Raw genomic sequence first — 22,021 nt, forward strand, 5'->3', positions numbered from 1 at the left:
AATGCGTAAAAAAAGAAAAGCCCTTCTATTATGAAGGACTTTCATTCTTATTGCTCAGGACAGATTTTGAAAATACGACGAATTTCGCCATCTGTTTCGGTATTAATTGCTAAAGAGCCGTTTGAATGGCGCTCCGCATGTCTATATTTATCAACTTCGATAATCTCAACGACATCTTTCTCTGTTTCGATTTCCACTTGATCTCCACGTTTTACTTTTAATACATCATAAATTCTATGTGGATTTGTTTTTAATTCTCTTAAAGTTTGTAAACCACGTTTCGGTCTACCAGTATACTCAAATTCTTTAATAGCCATTTTCTTAACAGAACCGCGTTGCGTAATGATTAGGAGATCCCCTTTATCATCGGCATCAACAATATTCGTTGCGACAATATAATCGTCATCTTTTAAGTTACAAGCTTTTATGCCCGCTGTTCGAACGCTCGTAACAGGCACTTCTGAAATCGGGAAGCGCAATGCAAAACTTAAATACGTCGATAAAATAACATCCTGTGTTTCCGTAATGATTTCAGCGAATAATAATTCATCGTCTTTTTTCACATTTACTGCTTTATAAGGCTTATTGTAACGCGTTACAAAGTATTCTTTTAAAGCACTTCGCTTAATTTGACCATATTTCGTAACCGTTACGACAAATGCATCAATTGAGAAATCTTGCACTCCGATTGCATTAATAATCTGTTCATCATCATCTAAACTAACGATACTCGAAATATGCTGACCTAAATCTTTCCAACGAATATCCGGCAATTCGTGAATTGGTTGGAAAATATACTGCCCCTTATTCGTAAACAGCAACAGATGATTTTGCGTATTCAATTGCTCCTTCAGTAAGATCGAATCGGACTCTTTCATCGCAAAACCTGCGCCATTAGAAGATTTATGCGAACGTAAACTTGTACGCTTCACATAGCCATCTTTCGTTACAGAAACGATGACATCTTCAGAAGGTATTAAAACTTCCATATTCAATTTAATTTCTGAAATTTGTTCTTGAATAAGCGAACGACGATCTTGTTTGAAACGTTTGCGAATATCAAGCAATTCTTTTTTCAGAACAGCAATTAAAGTTTGTTCATCATTTAAAATTCCTTGTAATTCCGCTACTGTCGCTTCAAGTTGCGCTTTTTCTTCACGTAATTCAGTAATATCTGTATTCGTTAAACGATACAGTTGTAGTGACACAATCGCTTCTGATTGAATTTCAGTAAAATCAAATTTCGTTTGTAAATTCGATTTCGCGTCTTTTTTATCTTTCGAACCACGAATTGTCGCAATGACTTCATCTAAAATTGATAATGCTTTCATTAAGCCTTCCACAATATGTAGACGAGCATGTGCTTTTTTCAAATCATATTGACTACGTTTCGTAATAATCTCTTTTTGATGATCGATATAGGCATCTAACATTAATGGCAATGTCATCATAACCGGTCTGCGATTATAAATGGCAATCATATTAAAGTTATATGTTACTTGTAAATCCGTATTTTTGAATAAATATTGAAGGATTGGCTCGGCTGGAACGTCTCGTCGCATCTCTACAACAATTCGAAGACCTTGGCGATCCGATTCATCACGCACTTCCGCAATCCCTTCAAGTCGCTTATCTACTCGAAGTTCATCCATTTTCTTCACTAAGTTTGCTTTATTCACTTCGTAAGGAATTTCGTCTACGATGATTTGTTCTTTAGAACCTTTCAACGATTCAATACGTGTTTTCGCACGTACGACAATTTTACCTTTACCTGTTTCGTAAGCTTTTTTAATGCCTGCAACACCTTGAATAATACCGCCAGTTGGGAAATCCGGGCCTGAAATAACTTTCATTAATTCATCTACAGTAGCATGTGCATTTTTCATACGCATTAATACAGCATCGATTACTTCATGAAGTGCGTGTGGTGGAATATCCGTCGCATAACCGGCTGAAATCCCTGTAGAACCATTCACTAGCAAGTTAGGGAAACGAGCTGGTAAAACAGTAGGCTCCATATCCTGATCATCAAAGTTCGGGATAAAATCTACTGTTTCTTTTTGAATATCGCGTAACATTTCTGCTGAAATACTCGATAACCGTGCTTCCGTATAACGCATTGCGGCAGGTGAATCACCGTCAAGCGAACCGTTATTACCATGCATCTCCACGAGCATATGGCGTGATTTCCAGTCTTGAGAAAGTCTCACCATCGCTTCATAAACTGAACTATCTCCGTGCGGGTGATAGTTCGCGATTACGTTACCAACTGTTTTTGCTGATTTACGGAATGGTTTTTCATTCGTGTTATTGTCCATATACATCGCGTATAAAATACGACGTTGTACGGGTTTTAGACCGTCACGAGCATCTGGTAATGCACGATCTTGAATAATATATTTACTATAGCGTCCAAAACGGTCGCCTATAACCTCTTCTAAAGGTAGATCTTGAAATTTCTCATGCTCTGTCATTTACAGATCCCCCTGTTCTTCGTTTTGCTCAATATATTCACTTTCTAAAATGTTGTCGTCTTCTTCAAGACCGAAGTCAACATTCGTTTCAATCCAGTTTCTACGTGGTTCAACTTTGTCGCCCATTAACGTAGCAACTCCGCGTTCGGCACGATCTAAATCATTAATTTTAACGCGAATCAATGTACGTGTCTCTGGGTTCATCGTCGTATCCCATAATTGGTCGGCGTTCATCTCGCCTAGACCTTTGTAGCGTTGTAGCATATAGCCTTTACCAACTTTTGCGATGGCAGATGAAAGTTCTTTTTCTGTCCAAGCATATTCGATGACTTCTTTACGCCCAGTACCTCGTGACACTTTGTATAGCGGTGGCAATGCGATATATACCTTACCAGCTTCAACTAAAGGTCTCATATAGCGGAAGAAGAAAGTTAATAATAACACTTGAATATGCGCTCCATCTGTATCGGCATCGGTCATGATGATGACTTTATCATATGCAGAATCTTCTACATTGAAATCTGAGCCGACCCCTGCACCAACTGCATGGATGATCGTCACGATTTCTTCATTTTTCATAATATCTTGTAATTTTGCTTTTTCGGTATTAATAACTTTTCCTCGAAGTGGCAAAATCGCTTGGAATGAACGGTCACGGCCTTGTTTTGCCGAACCACCAGCTGAGTCACCTTCGACTAAGTATAATTCATTTTTTGCCGCATTTTTTGATTGTGCGGGTGTTAGCTTACCTGAAAGTAATGTCGATTGTCGCTTATTTTTCTTACCATTACGGGCATCTTCACGCGCTTTACGTGCTGCTTCACGAACTTGTTGCGCACGAATTGCTTTACGTACTAATGATGTACTAAGTTCAGCATTTTCTTCGAGAATATACATAAGTTGAGTAGATACAACGCTATCAACCGCGCCACGTGCTTCACTCGTACCTAATTTCCCTTTTGTTTGGCCTTCAAATTGTAGAAGACCTTCTGGAATACGCACTGAAATGATGGCAGCTAATCCTTCTCGAATGTCTGAGCCATCTAGATTTTTATCTTTTTCTTTCAGTAAACCGACTTTACGGGCATACTCGTTAAATGCACGAGTTAACGCTGTTTTAGCACCTGTTTCATGCGTACCACCATCTCTAGTTCGTACGTTATTGACGAATGAAAGAATTGTTTCTGAATAGCCGTCATTGTATTGGAAGGCAAATTCAACTTCAATTTGATCTTGCGCACCTTCAACATATTTTACTGGGTGAAGGACATCTTTTTCATCGTTCAAATAAGCAACGAATGCTTCAATACCATTTTCGTAATGGTACGTTTCATGTTTATCAGTATTTTCATCTATTAATTCGATTTTAAGACCTTTTAAAAGGAATGCTGATTCACGTAATCTTTCAGCTAAAGTATCGAAATTGTATTTCGTCACAGAAAAAATCTCTGTATCTGGTTTAAAGTGTACTAATGTACCTGTTTCCTTTGTTTTTCCAAGACGTTTTAATGAAGTAACCGGCTTACCGCCATTTTCAAAGCGCATTTGGAATTTCTCGCCGTCACGGTGAATCGTCACTTCTAAGAAACTCGAAAGGGCATTTACAACAGAAGAACCTACACCATGTAGTCCACCTGAAGTTTTGTAGCCGCCTTGACCGAACTTACCGCCCGCGTGAAGAATCGTGAAAATAACTTCCGGTGTTGGCTTGCCCGTTTTATGCATTCCTGTTGGCATACCTCGACCGAAGTCACGTACACTAATCGATTGATCATCATGTAAAGTGACGATGATATGATTACCGAAACCAGCTAAGGCTTCATCAACTGCGTTATCTACTATTTCGTATACTAGATGGTGTAATCCTCGACCATCTGTAGAACCTATGTACATACCCGGTCTTTTACGAACTGCTTCAAGACCTTCTAGCACCTGTATATCGTCATCATTATAAGACGATAGTGTATTATTTTTTGTCAAAAAAAATCCTCTCCTAACACGAACGTCTGTTTTGTATATTTTAAGTTTATGCCGAACTTTCTACGGTGTCAACTGCTTGCTAATATATAGTCAGGCTTGATTATACACCATTTCTTGAAAATAAAGCAAAATAAGAATAAACTAGAAGACGATACATATTGTTTTGTTGTTCCAAACGTATTTGCGTGATAAAATAATTATTACAATATATTAGTACCTAGTACCAAACTAAAAAGAAGGAGTTTACCTATGACAACAATCATCGTCATCATCTTAGCCTATTTAATCGGGTCGATCCCTTCTGGCCTTTGGATTGGTCAGTTGTTTTACAAAACTGATATCCGCCAACAAGGAAGTGGGAACCTAGGCGCAACGAACACTTTCCGTATTCTCGGCAAGAAAGCTGGAGCAGTTGTTACGGTTATGGATATTCTAAAAGGAACACTAGCAACTCTATTAACCACATTTGCCCTACTTTCAAACAGCAATATTCATCCGTTAATTGCAGGAGTTATCGCTGTCGTCGGTCATATGTTCCCGATTTTCGCGAAATTCAAAGGTGGAAAAGCTGTTGCAACATCAGCTGGCGTACTTTTAGGTTACCATTGGCCAATCTTCATTTTACTATTAGTAGCATTCTTAATTTGCTTAAAGATTTGTAAAATGGTTAGCCTATCATCTATGATTACAGCAGTACTTGCCTTTGTGTATAGTATAGTCTATGCGATCATTGATCAGGAGTATTATCTATTAATCATAACAGCTTTATTAGCATTTTTCGTTATTTATCGTCACCGTACAAACATTACGCGTATTAAAAATGGTACAGAACCTAAAATAACTTGGATTTAAAAGAAATGGAGTGGTAATTGTATGAAAATGATTATTACCGATCAAGCAATTCAGTGGTTTAAAGATGAAATGGACTTAGAAGAAGGTGCATTCATTCGTTTCTTCGCTCGATATGGTGGTTCAAACCCATTTCACGAAGGTTATTCTATTGGTATGAATACAGATGCCCCGATCCAAGCAACGATTACAGAAGATATTGGTGGTTTTCATTTCTATATTGAAAATGACGACGAATGGTTTTTCGCTGGCCATGATTTCAAAGTAGATGTAAATACTGATTTAGATGAACTTAGCTTCACTTACTTAGACTAGAATACTATTTGCTGGGTAGCTCATATACTTGAGTTATTCAGCTTTTTTTATGCTTAAACAAGTAAAACGAGGGTTTTATACATTCCCCTCGTCTCACAGAATTATTACTGAACTTCAGCAATCTCTAAATATTTATTATACCAATCTTCATTTACTTTTTTCAGTGAAATTGGTCTGAAATTATCTTTTCGCACTAATATATGTTCTGTCGTAGCAGTTGCAGCTACAACACCGTCTTCATGGCATATTTCATAGCCGTAGACCGTTCTTAACTTGTCTTGTGACTTAATCCATGTTTTGACGATTGCAGGCTCACCATATCGCAATGAAGCCTTATAACTGATGTTGACGTTCATCACCGGTGATACATAGCCCGCTTCTTCCATATCACGGACTGAAAATCCTAGATCTTGAATTAGTTGTGATCGCCCAACTTCTAGCCAAATGACATAATTGGCATGATACACAACACCCATTTGATCTGTTTCGGCATAACGTATTTCGATTTCTTTTTCACTTATATACATTTTAAGTCACCTCATATATTATTATAACAAATTATATGAAAACCTTACTACAAAAACCCTTGCTACATTTAGCCTTAGAAACCACTTTTATTTCGATACACTTCCCTAATGAACGTTCTTAAAAGGTTCAACATTAATCATTCTCAAAGACAAAAAGACCTACCAATTAAGGTAGGTCTTTTCTGATCTACGACAAATTATTTAGCTAATTTGTTACGTAATACCATTTGTAGGATACCGCCGTTACGGTAGTAATCTACTTCAACTTCTGAGTCGAAACGAGCTAGAGCTTTGAATTCTTTAACAGAACCGTCAGCTGCAGTAGCAGTTACAGTAAGCATATCGTGAGGTTTAACGCCTTCAGCGATATTTACTGAGAATGTTTCTTCACCAGTTAAGCCAAGTGTTTCTGCAGATTCGCCAGCAGCGAATTGTAGAGGAAGAACACCCATCATAACTAAGTTAGAACGGTGAATACGCTCGTATGATTCAGCGATAACTGTTTTAACACCTAGAAGGTTAGTACCTTTAGCTGCCCAGTCACGAGAAGAACCCATACCGTAGTCTTTACCAGTTAATACTACTAAACCAGTGTTAGCTTCAGCGTATTTCATTGCTGCATCGTAAATGTACTCAACTTCGCCTGTTGGCCAGTAAGTAGTGAAACCACCTTCTGTACCTGGAGCGATTTGGTTACGGATACGGATGTTAGCGAAAGTACCGCGCATCATTACTTCGTGGTTACCACGACGAGAACCGTAAGAGTTGAAGTTACGAGGTTCTACACCGTTTGCACGTAAGTATTGACCTGCAGGAGTTTCTTTACCAATTGCACCAGCTGGTGAAATATGGTCAGTTGTGATTGAATCACCAAACTTAGCTAAAACGCGTAAGCCTTCAAGAGAAGAAATGTTCTCCGGAGTAGCTGATAAGTTTTGGAAGAATGGTGGGTTTTGGATGTAAGTTGATTTATCATCAAATGTGTAAAGAGTATCAGTTGATGTTTCAATTGCATTCCAAGTTTCGTTAGCGTTGAATACAGTTTCATATTCTTTTTGGAATAATTCACGGTTTACAACTTTAGATAATACAGCGTTTACTTCATCAGTAGTTGGCCAGATATCATCGAAGAATACATCTTTACCATCTTTATCTTTACCGAATGAATCTTTACGAAGATCTACGTCAACAGTACCAGCTAATGCGTAAGCAACTACAAGTGGTGGAGATGCTAAGTAGTTAGCTTTCACTAATGGGTGAACACGACCTTCGAAGTTACGGTTACCAGAAAGTACAGAAGTTACGAATAAATCGTTCGATTGGATCGCTTCTTCGATTTCTGGAAGTAATGGACCTGAGTTACCGATACATGTAGTACAACCGTAACCAACAGTGTTGAATCCAATTGTATCTAGGTAAGTTTGTAAACCTGAATCTTCAAGGTAACCAGTTACTACTTTAGAACCTGGTGCCAGTGAAGTTTTAACCCATTTAGGAACAGTTAAGCCTAATTCTACAGCTTTTTTCGCAACAAGACCTGCAGCGATTAAAACGTATGGGTTAGAAGTATTTGTACATGAAGTGATTGCAGCGATACCAACAGCACCTGCTGGGATTTCTACATCGCCCTCAGCGAATTTAGCAGTTGACGTTTTAGTGAACTCTTCTTCAGTTAAACCGAAACCTTGTACACCAGAAGGAGCAACTACTACTTCGTGGTAGCGTTTTTTCATTTCTGTTAATGGAATTAAATCTTGTGGACGTTTAGGACCTGAAAGGTTTGGTTCGATTTGAGCTAAATCGATTTCTACAACGTCAGTGTAATCTGGTTCTAAGTCAGCGTCAAAGAACATATCGTTCGCTTTTAAGTAGTTTTCTACTACAGCGATGTGTTCTTCTTCACGTCCTGTTAAACGCATATAGTTAAGTGATTCATCGTCAATTGCGAAGAAACCACAAGTAGCACCGTATTCAGGAGCCATGTTAGAGATTGTTGCACGGTCAGCTAATGGAAGAGCTGGTACGCCAGGTCCGAAGAACTCAACGAATTTACCAACAACACCTTTTTTACGTAACACTTGAGTAACTTTAAGTGCTAAGTCAGTTGCTGTAGTTCCTGATGGAAGTGTACCAGTAAGTTTAACACCGATTACTTCAGGAATTGGGAAGTATGAAGGTTGTCCAAGCATACCTGCTTCAGCTTCGATACCACCAACACCCCATCCAAGAACACCGATACCATTGATCATTGTTGTATGTGAGTCAGTACCAACTACTGAGTCTGGGAATGTGTCGAAAGTTCCGTCAGTGTTTTCGTTAACGTGTACAACTGGAGCTAAATACTCTAGGTTTACTTGGTGAACGATACCTGTTGCTGGAGGTACAGCACGGAAGTTATCATATGCAGTTTGAGCCCATTTTAAGAAGTTGTAACGCTCAGCGTTACGTTCGAATTCAAGGTCCATGTTTGCTTGTAATGCAGCTGCATTACCGTATTTATCAACTTGTACTGAGTGGTCAATTACAAGGTCTACAGGGATTGCTGGGTTGATTTCGTTACCGTCGCCGCCCATGTCGTTCATTGCTGTACGTAGAGAAGTTAAATCAACTACTACTGGTACACCAGTGAAATCTTGTAAAACTACGCGAGATGGTTTGAAAGGTACTTCAGCGTTTGCTTCTGATCCTTTACCCCATTTAGCTAAGTTGTCTACGTGATTTTCTTTGATTACGTATCCATCATATTGACGTAATACTGATTCTAATAAAATTCTGATTGAATAAGGAAGGCGTTTGATGTTTGCTACGCCTGCTTCTTCGATTGCGCCTAAACGGTAAAAGTTGTAAGTTTTGCCGTTTACTTCGAATGAAGAGCGACTGTTATGCAAGTTAGTGTTTGCCATTGTTCGGTTCCCCCTCTAAATTAACTAATATGAAAAGGCTTTGTTGAGCCACTTTTCTCCAACACCTATGATATAAGAAAACAACACATAAGTAAATAACATTAAAATTATACTTTGTGATAAGAAATGTTTATGACCTATCTAATCTAGAAATCGCAATCGCTCATCTTTTGATAATAAACGACAACTTTCGCTAGTTTTCGATAACTTATGTCTGTTTCGTGCAACCATTCTATAAATTCCATTGCGAAGCCTTTTCGGTACATACTTCCCTATTTTCGCCAAAGAATAAGGAAAAGATAAATTTTCCGCAATGAAAAATACAGCGTCAGATTCAGTTAGTATTGTATTGCCGTGTTTCACAACGAGTGAATCCAGATTAGTCGTTAAATGCTCTGGAAGCTGCTGTTCTCCAATTGACCCTTGCAACGAAGCGAATAAAAAGTGATGGTTCTTCTCATGTTTAAGAAAAAACTGAACGGACTTTTGACAAAATCCACAATCACCATCATAAAACAGAATAGGTGAATCTTTCATATTCATACACCTCTTTCAATTCCATTATCGAATAGGCAATAAAAATAGTCAATTCATGCTACTCCGTTAAACGTACTCTTATTCCTTTACCCTTTCTTTCGAAAAATAAAATAAAAAAGCTAACCCGATTGGATTAGCTAAAATCATTAATTACGATTAAATGTTGTAGAAGTAACTGTAAGTTCTTTCGTTTTCATTTCTTGGTTTAAATAGAAAGCAATCGTATCCAAAGTAATGACAGGCTCCGTCGTTAAGATCGTTTCAAGTGCCTTCGCTTGCATGATGATTGAATCACTTGCTTGAATTGTAATAATCGAACGAGGTGTCGTTAGTAAAATCATGTTGTCTACGATTTGTAAAATTTTATACCCATAATGTTGTACATCTTGACCATCAATGAAAACATTACGGTGGAATCGATCTTCAATCGGCGTAACTTGATTTTCCATTTTTTCAACGATATAGTTTGGTTCCGTTTCACTACCACCGTTTCTCGAATACCAGATGTCTGCATTAATGATATTATCACCAAGTAAATATTGTTTGTTTACATACTGAACGAACTCACTTAAGTCTGCATGCGCACTTAAATTCGTCATTTTATAACCATTTCCTAATTCAAGCGTATTGTTTTCTATATTTAATAGTAATTTATCAGCATTGTATCTTGTTTTTCCGAAAGTAATTTTCAACATATATAAATCCCCCAATGTTCTAATCCATTAGTACTCATTATACACTTAATGAAAGGCTTTCGCACTAGTACCGCTTATAATTCATAAAATTTCTATTGGTCGGATAGCACAATATAATGGGCGAAAATAGGCCCATGCACGCCAACGACTAAATCCATCTCAATATCTGCCGAGTTACTTGGGCCTGATATGAAGTCGACAGCTGCTGGTAGTAATTGCGTATTGGCAAAATCTTCTTTAATTTTGCTTGCCGCCTGTGTCATTCGAGGAAGTAATGTACTTTTCTTCACAATCGCAATAAAAACATTCGGAAGTAAACCGACCGCTTTCCCCTGACCTTCTGCAGAATAAAGTACGACTGTGCCTGATTCAGCTAGTGCATATTCAGCATACGCAATGCCAATATTCGACGCATTCGTTCGTTCAAAGTTTTCCGTGCGACCTAGAGCCGAATCCCAAATATGAACCGCCATTCCTTCATCAATCCATTTAGAAGTCGTTAATTGCTCAATACCAAGCGCAGTTAATCGCTCATCATCCCACAACGCAACGGATTGACCACCAAATTTCTGAACCGCCGCATCAATTTCCTTCATAGCTTGGGCTGCTTCAACTTCGACAATTGTCGTATTTTTTAAAACGCCACATTGTTCAATGAAAGCTGGCATTAATTCGTCTGAAGTTAAATGAGAAAGCTTTTTTTCAACAGGGCGATGTTGCCACTCTTTCACAGGTGGTTGTGCATTGATTTCAGTTCGATTTAATGAAGCTGAAATTTTATTTAAAAAGGGTGTTCTATTTTGAATCATTCGATTTTCCACCTTTCTTTTCGCGTTTGTCGAACCAATCACGTAATTTCTCACGTTCAACGATTGGGAAATCTCGAATATCCGTCCAATCTTTTAATGGGCCAACACCTTTTGAAATCATATTATCCTTTGATAGTGGTTTCATCACTGTTGCTGCAATTTTTGTTCCGACATTAAATAATGTGCTACTCGAAGCTCCCACACTAAATCCTTTCATCATAAGCCCTTCTGAAACAGGCGCTCGTCCTTCTTTTTCAACAATGACTTGGCGATGTTTTAGTAATAGTTGATGAAGCGGGATTTTGACAGGACAAGCATCCGTACAAGCTCCACATAAAGATGACGCATATGGCAATTCTTTAAAATCATCATAACCTGCTAGTAGTGGTGTTAATACCGCTCCAATCGGGCCAGAATAAATGGAATTATATGAATGACCACCGATATGGCGATAAACAGGACATACATTGACACAAGCGGCACAACGAATACATTGTAAAACGGACTTAAATTCACCTGCTAAAATATCCGAACGACCATTATCTAAAATGACAAGATGGAAATCTTCTGGACCATCCACATCTTCAGAACGTTTTGGACCTGTAATAATGTTGACGTAGGAAGTTAGTTTTTGACCAACCGCACTTCGCGTTAACATATTGACAAGCACTTCCAATTCTTCCATAGAAGGTACAAGTCGCTCCATGCCCATAACCGCAATATGCGTTTCAGGAATTGTAGTTACAAGTCCTGCATTCCCTTCATTTGTGACAAGTGAAATCGAGCCGCTGTCCGCAATTGCGAAGTTACAACCTGTAATGCCGACTTCCGCTTTCATATAATCTTCTCTTAAAATTGTTCGAACGAATCGCGCCAAGTCTTTCGCATCTGCTGATCCGTCCTCGGGATAGCCTAGTTTTGCGACGAATACTTCTTTAATCTGGAAGCGATTTTTGTGTACAGACGGCGCCACGATATGAGATGGCTTATCATGATCATCTAATTGTAAAATATATTCACCTAAATCTGTCTCCAAGACTGAACAACCGATTTCTTCAAGCGCTTCATTTAAACTGATTTCTTCTGTCACCATTGATTTTGATTTTAAGACTCTTGTAGCATTTTTCTTTTTCACAACAGATTGTACATATGCAGTCGCTTCATCAGCCGTTTGTGCAAAAAATACATGACCACCAGCTTTTTCAACGTTTTCAGCAAGTTGGTTTAAATAGTAGTCCAAATTATTTAATACATGTTGGCGAATTTCTTCACCATGATTTCGCCATTCTTCCCAATCTCCAAGTTCTTCTACGGCTTTTAAACGACCGCCATGCAATTTATTTTGAGCTGCAGTGACAGCGCCACGCATAAAATCACGTTCTAAATTTGTATTTACATTATCTTTAAATGCTTCATCATTATATTTAATCGCCATTTTTTGACCCCCTCATTTACACGATTTGATTCAAAATTTCTGCAATATGAATTGCTTTAATTTTTTCGCCACGTCTATGCATACGACCGCCAATATTCATTAAGCAACCACCATCTGCACCTACTAAGTATTCCGCTTCCGTCTCAATTGCAGAATCTACTTTTTCATCTACCATTTGTTCAGAAATATTCCCCATTTTCACAGAGAATGTCCCACCGAAACCACAGCAATTATAACTATATGGTAATGGAACAAATTCAAGACCTTTCACATTGTTTAATAAAGTATATGGCGCGTCTTTTACGCCTAATAAACGCGTCATATGGCATGATGGATGATACGTAATTTTATGATTGAATGATGCTCCAACATCTTCAACCTTTAAAACATTTACGATAAAATCAGTTAGCTCATAGGTTTTATCTGCGACAATTTGCGCTTTTTCTGCATAGAGCGGATCATCTTTGAAAACATGCGGATATTCTTTAAACATTGTGGCACAAGAACCTGAAGGTGTAACAATAACTTCTGCATGTAAAAAAGTATCAATCATTTTCTTCATCGGTTCTTTCGCTTTCTCGATATGACCTGAGTTATATGCAGGTTGCCCACAACAAACTTGTGATCTCGGAAACTCAATTTCACACCCAAGTCTTTCCAAAATTTCAACAGTCGCCTTTCCTACATTCGTTTGAAATGTATCAACCAAACATGTGGCAAATAAAGATACTTTCATGACAATCCCCCTCGATAAATTCGGATTAATTTGAAAATTATAAACTTAATAGAATAATTATACTATCAAACGCAACGGAATGAACACTATTACAAAATGGAATGGATAATAATAGTGTGAAGCGGATTAGGAATGATAAACTATTTCCTTCAATTTTCTCCATTAAGCAATCTTTAATACTTCAAACAATCACGCAGTGCAGTACACCTTACTTTTACTTATTACTCAATATTTTAAGTAAAGAAATATTAGGGCCTGTGCTTTTTTTGCCTTTTTTCACATAGATCAACATTGAAAGAAATAACGAGGACTCCTGCCGAAAAACAAGTGTGAAGCAATCCTTTCTTTGTCTAGCTTATTCCACTACTCTCTTTGAGTCACTTCGAAAACTCTTTTCCTTTAGCACTTGTCGACGGAAAGCATTCGTTATTTCTGAAAGCTACAACGTGAATTATTTTAAGACCTCAACATATATAATAGAACCAAAAAAAACGGAGCTGCTAGTAGCAACTCCGTTTAATCCTATTATTTAGGTCCTAAGCTCGTATCTTTATTCGTGTAGTCTAAAGTAGACGGGTCTGTAGGTTTAAAACCTTTTGGTGTGTAGAAGCGTAATAGATCTCCGTTCACGGTTTTGTCTGAAATCTTCAGTTTTTCTGCAACTTCAGCTTTCAGTTTTTCTGCTTTAGTGATTTTCGATTCATCTAGTAATTCACCAGTATGATTGTCGTAGAATTTGTCATCTACAGAGAAAATATCCGGACTTGCGTATCCACCATTACGGAATACAACTGTTTCGTTATGATCTTTTGATAATAAATCTGTACCGAATTGTACGTATTTCTGCGTATCTACACCTAGTAAGTGAAGTAAAGTTGGAAGTAAATCGACTTGACCACCGTAAGTGTGTTTTTCTCCACCTTTTAAGCCTGGAGCATGAATTAATAATGGAACACGTTGTAAATTAGCATTCTCATAAGCATCTACTTCTTTACCGATGATTTGAGACATTGCTTTATTATGGTTGCTTGAAATACCATAGTGATCGCCATAAAGCACGACCATTGTGTTATCTTCAAGACCTTCTTTTTTCATTTGTTTAAAGAATTGTTTAACAGATTCATCAAGGTAACGAGCCGTTTGGAAATAATCATCAACTGATTGATCTCCTGTCGTTTCTTTCTCGATCGATACTAAATCTTGGTCCATTTTATAAGGGAAGTGGTTACCAACTGTAATTAATTTCGTATAGAAAGGTTGAGGTAATTCACTTAATAATGGTTGAGATTGTGTGAAGAATGGCTTATCTAGTAAACCGTATTCCGCCATATCTTTAGTTGATGACGTGTCATAGTAACTTGCATCATAGAAATGATCGAAACCAAATTGTTTGTAAATGACGTTACGGTTCCAGAAGCTTCCGTTATTACCGTGGAATACTGCTGAAGAATAACCTTCATTTTTCAAGATATTTGGCGCTGCTTGATACGTATTTTGACCTTTCGTAATGAAAGCAGAACCTTGTGGTAAACCGAACATTGAGTTTTCTAACATGAACTCAGCATCTGAAGTTTTACCTTGACCAGTTTGGTGGAAGAAGTTATCCCAATAAAGTGTTTCGCTATTACGCGCCAACTTATTTAAGTAAGGTGTTACTTCCTTCCCGTTGATTTTATAGTCAATCAAGAATGTTTGGAATGATTCCAAATGTAAGTAAACAACGTTCATATCTTTAGCAACGCCGAAGTATTCAGGATTCGGTTTTGCGTAGTTCGAACGCGTATAGTTTAGTACATCTGTAATATCACTACTATCAGCTAATACACGCTCAGAAGATGCTTTTGCAGTCTCAACTGAATCATAAACTGTGTAATTGTACATACCAAGGTATTTAACGATGTAAGAACGATCAAATCCACGAGTTAATAATTGTGGACGGTCAATTTCAGCGATGGCTAAGTTGACAACTGAAAGTCCTAAAGATGTAACTAATACGAGTGACATCTTTTTCAATCCGCCGCGTTTTTCGCCATTTAATACGAAGAACTTCTTAGAGAAGCGTAAGTAAAATAGAACGAAAACATCAACGAAGAATAATAAGTCATACCATTTTAATAATGATAGTACACTGCCGCCTAAGTCACCGAAGTTTTGAGTTTGGGTAACTGTTGGTAATGTAATAAAGTCACTAAAGAAACGATAGTACACTGAGTTTGCAAATAATAATATTGTCATTAAAGTGTAAATTACGATTAAAGAAGTGAATTTGCGTTTGTCCTTTTTGAACATCCATGAAATCCCTAATAGTAAAATTACGGCTCCAAGTGGGTTAATGACTAATAAAAACTGTTGGATAAACCCTTTAACTTCTAAGTTAAATTGTGTTACTTGAACGATGTATGTTTTCAACCATAATACAACTACAGCTGCTAAATAAATCCAAGTAAACTTATCCATCGAGATTTTATTGTTTTTCAACATTTTTGAAACACCTACTTTTTTCAAAATTAATTTCATCTTTAGTATTAACGTATTACATGCAAAAAAGTTTCATAAATATAGTAATTTATGAAATTAACTTTTTTGTGATTTCCAGAAAAGAGCGAAGATAAAGCTAATCATTAATAAGATTGCTGCAAAATAATATGGATAATTAATATCTACCACAAATAATGCTCCACCTAAAACTGGGCCTAGAATATTCGCAAACGACGTAAACATCGAGTTCATACCACCGACAAACCCTTGCTCATTGCCTGCGATTTTAGATAAGTATGTTGTTAATGCTGGGCGAATCAAATCGAAACCAACAAACACTAGGAAGCATACAATCATAACACTCCAATATGAATTTGCAACCGTTATTGCAAAAACGAAGATAACTGAGTAAATTAAACTCCAACGGATCAAATTAATCTCACCGATTCGTCGAATGATTCTATCAAATAATAACACTTGGAACACTGCTCCCGCAATAGCTCCGCCTGTAATTGCGATGGCTACATCTTTTGGTGTGAAGTTGAATTTGTGATCCACGAATAAACTAAAGAATGATTCGAGGGCCGCTAATCCAAATGAAGATGTGAAAATTAGTATAAATGGTAGTAAGTAAAGTGGTGCTAACAAGCGTTTAAGACCACTTTTTGGTTTTTCTCCAGACGTCACATTTGTTTCTTCGATTCTTTCAGGCTCTTTCAGCATGATTAATGAAAGAATTGCCGCTACTCCACCTAGTATTGCTGCCGCAAAGAAAGGCACACGCGTACCAACTTCAGCTAAGAAACCACCGATTCCAGGGCCGATAATGAAACCGATATTAATTGCCGCAGACATATAGCCTAAAGCTTTCGGTCGCTCATCATTTGTCGTTACGTCCGCAATGAACGCTGTAACTGCTGGCATGATGAATGCCGCACTGACTCCACCTAATATTCTAGATAAAAACAGAATTTCTACAGATTTACCTATTCCGAATAGAAATTCTGAAAATGCAAATATGAATAATCCTAATACGATCATTATTTTTCTGCCGAATTTATCTGCTGCCTTCCCCGCAAATGGTGAAAGGATTAATTGAGAAAATGCAAAAGCTGCTGTTAAAAACCCAACTGTTTGGCCGCTAATTCCAAACTCATTCATAATTGTTGGGAGGATTGGGATGACTAAACCGATTCCTAAGAATGCGATGAATAAATTCCCGAGTAATATTGCAAGCGTCATTTTATTTTTCATACGTGTGACTCCAATTCTGTTCGATTTCGCTCTATCCAACATAAAGGTTATAGTAACCATAAGGTCAAGTTTAACAGCGCTAAAACGGAACTATTTTTACTATGGATTTGAAAAAATTAACAAAATGGACTAATTTTCTACTCGGATTTTTAATTCAACGAGAATTCGTTCGTCTTCTAGGGGTGAAAATGTCATCGGCATAATCGTTTCCCAAACCGTATTTTCTATAATGGATTCATTTTCACGAACGTACGCTACTAATTTATCGTACATTTTCAAATACTGCTCTGTTGAATAAATAAACGCGACAGCCATATAACGTCCTGCTGGCATCGTCACAATATTCATCTGCGTATCTTGTACATCAAATAGTTTTGACGTCAAAATCGGGATGTAAATTTGAGAATACTGAATGTCCTTTGTCGTTTCGTAGTCTTTAATTGGATAGTAACTGCCATAACGAATCGTTTGCACACTGCCCTCATTCTCAATTGTTTCCGTTAGTTTTTGCATTTCTTCATTTGATACGTGAACGGGCGTCGCATCTTTTGCAGTTAAACATAGCAGTCTTGCAGATTCCTCGTATTTTTCAAACACTTCATACATAACAGGGATTTCTAACTGTTCTTCCATCTGTTTTCGCGTTTTCCGTAATGTATAACGCGTTTCTTGTAATTGCGCTAGTTTCTGCTCAATCGTTTTCTCTTGTTCATTCAAGTAATTGATCATCTCTTGAATCGAATAATGTTGCACTTCTTTAATTTTTTCAAGTGGCGTTCCGACAAAACGCAAACTTTTAATTAAATCAATTAAGTATAGTTGTGATTCTGCATAATAGCGGTAATTACTATGTGGATCTGTATAAACCGGCTTAAATAGCCCAATTTGATCGTAGTATCTTAATGTTTGATTCGACAAATTCGTCAGTTTTGCCATTTGACCTACCGTATAATATTTCTGTTCCATTCCATGCACCCCTCGAACGCTCGGTCTCTCTCTTTGTTCCCGGCTTTAAACTTTGTAAACAAAAGACCGATTAAGAAATTGAATTCCTTAAACGGCCTACTATGCTAAACTAATTCACTTGATAAAACTTCATGCACCATCGCACGTGCTTCATCAGTTGATTTTGTACTCATTAATCGATTTCGTAATTCTGCAGCGCCACTGAATCCACGCGCATAAATTTTGAAAAAACGGTGTAAATGATTATATGGACGTTGAGTTTCACCTGAATATTTTTCATATAAATCTAATTGTAATAATAGAAGATTTAAATATTCTTCAACTGAATGCTCTTTTTGTTCTTTCTCGAAAGCGAATGGGTTTGAGAAAATCCCTCGCCCAATCATGACACCATCAATGCCGTATTTGTCCGCAAGTTCTTGACCTACTTGACGGTTTGGAATATCACCATTAATTGTAAGTAATGTGTTCGGTGCGATTTCATCACGCAATTTTTTGATTTCAGGAATTAAATCCCAGTGCGCATCTACTTTACTCATTTCTTTACGAGTTCTTAGGTGAATCGTTAAGTTGGCAATATCTTGGCGAAGCACATGTGCTAACCACTCACGCCATTCTTCGATTTCAGTGTAACCAAGACGCGTCTTCACGCTGATAGGTAATCCACCTTTTTTAGCTGCTTGAATAATTTCTGCTGCTAATTCTGGGTGGTTGATTAAACCAGAACCTTTACCACGAGATGCTACGTTCGCAACTGGGCAACCCATATTTAAGTCTACACCTTTAAAGCCCATTTCCTTCATACCAATCGCCATTTCCGCGAACATTTCAGGTTTATTACCCCAAATATGCGCTACTAATGGTTGTTCGTCTTCCGTAAATGTTAAACGCCCACGTACACTATAAATGCCTTCAGGATGACAGAAACTCTCTGTATTCGTAAATTCAGTGAAAAATACATCTGGTTTTCCAGCTTCACTCACGACGTGACGGAATACGACATCTGTCACATCTTCCATTGGTGCTAATATAAAAAATGGCTTCGGTAGTTCTTGCCAAAAGTTTTCTGTTTCGTTGTTCATCTTATCTTCTCCTCATGCCTCTGTAAATAAAATTTCTTTGCCATCATAAATAGTATCATTTCTGACGCTTCCTTGCACCGAATTTATTTCAAATTAATGCTTCGCGTGATCAATTGCTTGGTGAAGGAGGTGAATAATATGTTCATCATCATGACTATAATACATCGTCGTACCTTCTCTTCTAAACTTCACTAAACGTAGATTTTTTAAAAATCGCAGTTGATGGGAAACGGTAGATTGACCAAGATTTAAGCCTTCCGCAATCGCATTCACGGACTTCTCTTCCCCGCAAATATAATCTAGAATTCGTATGCGCGTCGGATCGCTCAATGCTTTAAACGTTTGTGATACGACGAAAAGAGTTTCTTCATCTAATTGTTGGTCACATTTATGCTCCATTATAATGCCTCCTAATGGTTATGCCCTGCATGTGGATCAAATTCTGCCTCTGCATTGCAAAGTAAATCATCCCCATGAACTTGGCTTGCTGCTTCTAATTGAATCGTCACATGTTGAATACTTTCATGTGCCAATTGATGTTCTATATCTTTTAATAATACTGTACTTTCTTCTATTGTATAGTCTCCTCTTACAACTAAATGGCAAGATAATGCATTTAAACCAGATGTAATTGTCCAAACATGTAAATCGTGAACGCTAAGGACTTCATCCGATTTAGAAAGAATCTCTACAAGATGATCAACTTCAATATCTTTCGGTGTTCCTTCCATTAATACGTGAACGGAAGCTGCTGTTACTTTGAAACCGCTGCGTAATACTAAGATTGCGACGATGACACTTGCAAGCGGATCCGCCCAACCCCAGCCGAAGAATAAGATGAGCAATCCTGCGATAATTGCACCAATTGAGCCGAGCATATCTGAAATAACATGTAAATAAGCGCCACGCATATTTAAGTTTTCTGCCGTATCCGAACCTTTGAACATAATAACCGCTACAACAATATTGACGACTAAACCAATCGAACTGATGATCAACATACCTGTTGTGCCAACTTCTGGTGGGTTATTAAATCGTTGAATCGCCTCGTAGAAAATATAAAGCGCCACTAAAATTAAAGTTACACCATTTAATACGGCCGCTAATATTTCAAATCGTTTATAACCGTATGTTTTGCCGTAATTTGACACTTTTTTCGCAAGTTGAAATGCAACTAATGCAATCGCAAGTGAAATCGCATCACTCAACATATGCCCGGCATCACTTAATAATGCCAAACTATTTGTCATAAATCCTCCGATTGCTTCTACAACCATGTATGAAGCAATAATAATGAATGAAATTAGTAATATTTTTTGATTCCGATCTTTTTTCATAAATGCCATCTCCTTATATATGATTATATACTCATATATACATATTAAATCTTTTTCTTATTTTTTTCAACTTTTAAATACAAAAAAGACTCCAACAATGCTGAAGTCTTTAAGTATTAATGAAAATGAATTTCTGTTTTTGAAATATGTTGATCTTCTTCATACCAAGGATTCAAGTGAACTAACACTTCCGTTACTTCATCATCCATGGCGATAATACTTTTCTTAATTTGTTTGCAAACATCATGTCCTTGCTGAATCGACAAATCGGCTGAAACCGCTACACGAACATCTACTAATACGTAATGACCGTGATTTCGTGCGCGAACACTGTCGATGCGTTTGACATGTGCATTACTACGGATTGTCTCTAAATAACGGTGATTTCTTTCAACCGGGAGACTTGCTTCCATTAAAATATCGATTGAATCTTTCATCATATGAATTGCTAAATTCAAAATAAGTATAGCTACGATAATACCGGCGATTGGGTCACCATATTGTGCATAAGGAATCGTAATGAATTGGTTTAATAGTGAAACACCGATACCAATCACAGCTGCTAATGAAGCATAAACATCTGCTAAGTGATCATATGCAGTTGCGATCAAACCTTTACTTCGTTGACGTTTACCAATGCGCATCGTATATACATAGAGTGCGTATTTCCAAACTAATGAAATAATCGCTGCTATGAAGGCAATCCAGTGAGCTTCTGAAGCGGGTTCAAATAGCGCCATAATCGATTCATAGCCAATATAGATTGCAGCTAAAATTAAAATGATGGAAACAAATGCTGATGATACAACTTCTGCCTTACCATGACCATATGGATGATCTTCGTCGGCAGGTTGATTTGATATTTTCATGGAACCAAGTGAGACTGCTGAAGCGACGACATCTGCGGCGTTATGTATGCCATCTGCTAGTAGTACCTGACTTTTAAATAAAACACCTGATACTATTTTAATAATTGTTAGGAAAATATTGCTGATGACACTTACCCAAGCAGCTAATAATGATTGTCTGTTTTCCATCATACACCTCCAATAATTGACATCGAACTTTCGAGTGCCTATGTATCGTATCAAATGAAGTTCGTCTTAGTCTATGCAAAAATTGTTGCCTTCATTGTTTCTTTTTTAATTAATAAAACTCTTTTTCTTTAAAGAAACTTTATTGCGTGAATTAAAAAAGCACCGGAAACCTTATAAAATAAAGGTTTACAGTGCTAGTATTCCCTATAAGTTGCACAAAGGAAACATTTTTAAAAATATCAGATAAATCTTTCAATTATAAAATGATTCTTTTGAACTAGTAGAAACTTTTTTAACATCTGTTCGGTAGAATTCCCCCATCTTCTATAAGTGGGGGATGAATACCGTTCAGTTTGAGGGTTACCGTTGGTAACTCGAAAACTGATATAAAGGTCTTATCGCCTTTTTCTTTTAGCTTAGATAAGAACATATGTTTCTTTTTTAGTTAAAATAAGGTATAATAAAATCAAGAAATCATCTTAAAAAGGAGGTAAACCTTATGGAACAATTGAAAGCCTACAAATTCAGAATTTACCCAACAGAAGAACAAGAAATATTCTTTGCGAAGACGTTCGGTTGTGTCCGTAAGGTCTACAACCTTATGCTG

Annotated in this window: 19 protein-coding genes; 3 read left to right on the forward strand and 16 right to left on the reverse strand. The window is 37.3% G+C overall.

All coding sequences use genetic code 11. From position 1 onward, the window contains the following. Positions 1–47: 47 nt before the first annotated feature. Both parC and parE read right to left on the reverse strand, forming a co-directional pair. Entirely contained in the window at positions 48–2,474 is a 2,427-nt protein-coding gene (parC, locus tag DF281_RS04925; protein WP_109349134.1) for a DNA topoisomerase IV subunit A, read from the reverse strand. After that, complete coding sequence (gene parE, locus DF281_RS04930) at positions 2,475–4,454, reverse strand: DNA topoisomerase IV subunit B (protein ID WP_109349135.1); 1,980 nt, start codon at positions 4,452–4,454, stop codon at positions 2,475–2,477. It lies immediately after the preceding gene. A 249-nt stretch (positions 4,455–4,703) separates the two neighbouring features. Between parE and plsY the strand changes: the two genes are divergently transcribed. Together plsY and DF281_RS04940 are read left to right on the forward strand one after the other, a co-directional pair. After that, positions 4,704–5,306: a glycerol-3-phosphate 1-O-acyltransferase PlsY gene (gene plsY / locus DF281_RS04935; RefSeq protein ID WP_109349136.1), complete on the forward strand. Its 603-nt coding sequence runs from the start codon at positions 4,704–4,706 to the stop codon at positions 5,304–5,306. A 21-nt stretch (positions 5,307–5,327) separates the two neighbouring features. Beyond that, complete coding sequence (locus DF281_RS04940; RefSeq protein ID WP_109349137.1) at positions 5,328–5,618, forward strand: HesB/YadR/YfhF family protein; 291 nt, start codon at positions 5,328–5,330, stop codon at positions 5,616–5,618. A gap of 104 nt (positions 5,619–5,722) precedes the next feature. Here DF281_RS04940 and DF281_RS04945 read toward each other — a convergent pair whose 3' ends face one another. The 14 genes from DF281_RS04945 to DF281_RS05010 form a co-directional block, all read right to left on the reverse strand. Beyond that, a complete protein-coding gene (locus tag DF281_RS04945) occupies positions 5,723–6,145 on the reverse strand; it encodes an acyl-CoA thioesterase (protein WP_109349138.1) in 423 nt (140 codons plus the stop codon). Between the two features lie 197 nt (positions 6,146–6,342). Beyond that, a complete protein-coding gene (gene acnA / locus DF281_RS04950) occupies positions 6,343–9,048 on the reverse strand; it encodes an aconitate hydratase AcnA (protein WP_109349139.1) in 2,706 nt (901 codons plus the stop codon). Positions 9,049–9,189: 141 nt separating this feature from the next. Next, positions 9,190–9,585, reverse strand: a complete 396-nt coding sequence (locus tag DF281_RS04955; protein ID WP_166636069.1) for a thiol-disulfide oxidoreductase DCC family protein — start codon at positions 9,583–9,585, stop codon at positions 9,190–9,192. 146 nt (positions 9,586–9,731) lie between these two features. Further along, the gene (locus DF281_RS04960; protein WP_109349141.1) at positions 9,732–10,280 is read right to left on the reverse strand and encodes a hypothetical protein; all 549 of its coding nucleotides are present in this window, start codon (positions 10,278–10,280) and stop codon (positions 9,732–9,734) included. Positions 10,281–10,372: 92 nt separating this feature from the next. After that, a complete protein-coding gene (locus DF281_RS04965; protein WP_109349142.1) occupies positions 10,373–11,089 on the reverse strand; it encodes a LutC/YkgG family protein in 717 nt (238 codons plus the stop codon). Continuing rightward, the gene (locus DF281_RS04970; RefSeq protein ID WP_109349143.1) at positions 11,076–12,524 is read right to left on the reverse strand and encodes a LutB/LldF family L-lactate oxidation iron-sulfur protein; all 1,449 of its coding nucleotides are present in this window, start codon (positions 12,522–12,524) and stop codon (positions 11,076–11,078) included. The genes DF281_RS04965 and DF281_RS04970 overlap by 14 nt, the downstream gene beginning before the upstream one ends. A gap of 16 nt (positions 12,525–12,540) precedes the next feature. Next, on the reverse strand, positions 12,541–13,260 hold the full coding sequence (locus DF281_RS04975; protein ID WP_109349144.1) for a (Fe-S)-binding protein: 720 nt from the start codon (positions 13,258–13,260) through the stop codon (positions 12,541–12,543). Between the two features lie 525 nt (positions 13,261–13,785). Next, positions 13,786–15,741, reverse strand: a complete 1,956-nt coding sequence (gene ltaS, locus DF281_RS04980) for a lipoteichoic acid synthase (protein WP_109349145.1) — start codon at positions 15,739–15,741, stop codon at positions 13,786–13,788. A gap of 93 nt (positions 15,742–15,834) precedes the next feature. Next, the gene (gene norA / locus DF281_RS04985) at positions 15,835–16,992 is read right to left on the reverse strand and encodes a multidrug efflux MFS transporter NorA (RefSeq protein ID WP_109349146.1); all 1,158 of its coding nucleotides are present in this window, start codon (positions 16,990–16,992) and stop codon (positions 15,835–15,837) included. A gap of 129 nt (positions 16,993–17,121) precedes the next feature. Next, positions 17,122–17,958, reverse strand: coding sequence for a MerR family transcriptional regulator (locus DF281_RS04990; RefSeq protein ID WP_109349147.1), 837 nt, complete (start codon positions 17,956–17,958; stop codon positions 17,122–17,124). A gap of 104 nt (positions 17,959–18,062) precedes the next feature. Further along, positions 18,063–19,040, reverse strand: a complete 978-nt coding sequence (locus DF281_RS04995) for a tRNA dihydrouridine synthase (protein WP_109349148.1) — start codon at positions 19,038–19,040, stop codon at positions 18,063–18,065. 93 nt (positions 19,041–19,133) lie between these two features. Beyond that, positions 19,134–19,439, reverse strand: coding sequence for an ArsR/SmtB family transcription factor (locus DF281_RS05000; protein WP_109349149.1), 306 nt, complete (start codon positions 19,437–19,439; stop codon positions 19,134–19,136). Positions 19,440–19,450: 11 nt separating this feature from the next. Then, the gene (locus DF281_RS05005; protein ID WP_240605512.1) at positions 19,451–20,377 is read right to left on the reverse strand and encodes a cation diffusion facilitator family transporter; all 927 of its coding nucleotides are present in this window, start codon (positions 20,375–20,377) and stop codon (positions 19,451–19,453) included. A gap of 116 nt (positions 20,378–20,493) precedes the next feature. Continuing rightward, a complete protein-coding gene (locus DF281_RS05010; protein ID WP_109349151.1) occupies positions 20,494–21,417 on the reverse strand; it encodes a cation diffusion facilitator family transporter in 924 nt (307 codons plus the stop codon). Between the two features lie 496 nt (positions 21,418–21,913). Between DF281_RS05010 and DF281_RS05015 the strand changes: the two genes are divergently transcribed. Continuing rightward, a partial coding sequence (locus DF281_RS05015; protein ID WP_170114852.1) for a helix-turn-helix domain-containing protein occupies positions 21,914–22,021 on the forward strand: 108 nt, incomplete at its 3' end.

It is taken from the genome of Kurthia zopfii, assembly GCF_003143955.1.
GTDB classification, from domain to species: Bacteria; Bacillota; Bacilli; order Bacillales_A; family Planococcaceae; genus Kurthia; species Kurthia zopfii.

Coding starts and splice junctions, on each gene's coding strand:
- plsY (WP_109349136.1), top strand. CDS start 4,704: ATGACAACAATCATCGTCATCATCTTAGCCTATTTAATCGGGTCGATC.
- parC (WP_109349134.1), bottom strand. CDS start 2,474: ATGACAGAGCATGAGAAATTTCAAGATCTACCTTTAGAAGAGGTTATA.
- DF281_RS04975 (WP_109349144.1), bottom strand. CDS start 13,260: ATGAAAGTATCTTTATTTGCCACATGTTTGGTTGATACATTTCAAACG.
- DF281_RS04955 (WP_166636069.1), bottom strand. CDS start 9,585: ATGAAAGATTCACCTATTCTGTTTTATGATGGTGATTGTGGATTTTGT.
- DF281_RS04940 (WP_109349137.1), top strand. CDS start 5,328: ATGAAAATGATTATTACCGATCAAGCAATTCAGTGGTTTAAAGATGAA.
- DF281_RS05000 (WP_109349149.1), bottom strand. CDS start 19,439: ATGGAGCATAAATGTGACCAACAATTAGATGAAGAAACTCTTTTCGTC.
- DF281_RS04995 (WP_109349148.1), bottom strand. CDS start 19,040: ATGAACAACGAAACAGAAAACTTTTGGCAAGAACTACCGAAGCCATTT.
- DF281_RS04960 (WP_109349141.1), bottom strand. CDS start 10,280: ATGTTGAAAATTACTTTCGGAAAAACAAGATACAATGCTGATAAATTA.
- ltaS (WP_109349145.1), bottom strand. CDS start 15,741: ATGTTGAAAAACAATAAAATCTCGATGGATAAGTTTACTTGGATTTAT.
- acnA (WP_109349139.1), bottom strand. CDS start 9,048: ATGGCAAACACTAACTTGCATAACAGTCGCTCTTCATTCGAAGTAAAC.
- DF281_RS05010 (WP_109349151.1), bottom strand. CDS start 21,417: ATGATGGAAAACAGACAATCATTATTAGCTGCTTGGGTAAGTGTCATC.
- DF281_RS04965 (WP_109349142.1), bottom strand. CDS start 11,089: ATGATTCAAAATAGAACACCCTTTTTAAATAAAATTTCAGCTTCATTA.
- norA (WP_109349146.1), bottom strand. CDS start 16,992: ATGAAAAATAAAATGACGCTTGCAATATTACTCGGGAATTTATTCATC.
- DF281_RS04990 (WP_109349147.1), bottom strand. CDS start 17,958: ATGGAACAGAAATATTATACGGTAGGTCAAATGGCAAAACTGACGAAT.
- DF281_RS04970 (WP_109349143.1), bottom strand. CDS start 12,524: ATGGCGATTAAATATAATGATGAAGCATTTAAAGATAATGTAAATACA.
- DF281_RS04945 (WP_109349138.1), bottom strand. CDS start 6,145: ATGTATATAAGTGAAAAAGAAATCGAAATACGTTATGCCGAAACAGAT.
- DF281_RS05005 (WP_240605512.1), bottom strand. CDS start 20,377: ATGAAAAAAGATCGGAATCAAAAAATATTACTAATTTCATTCATTATT.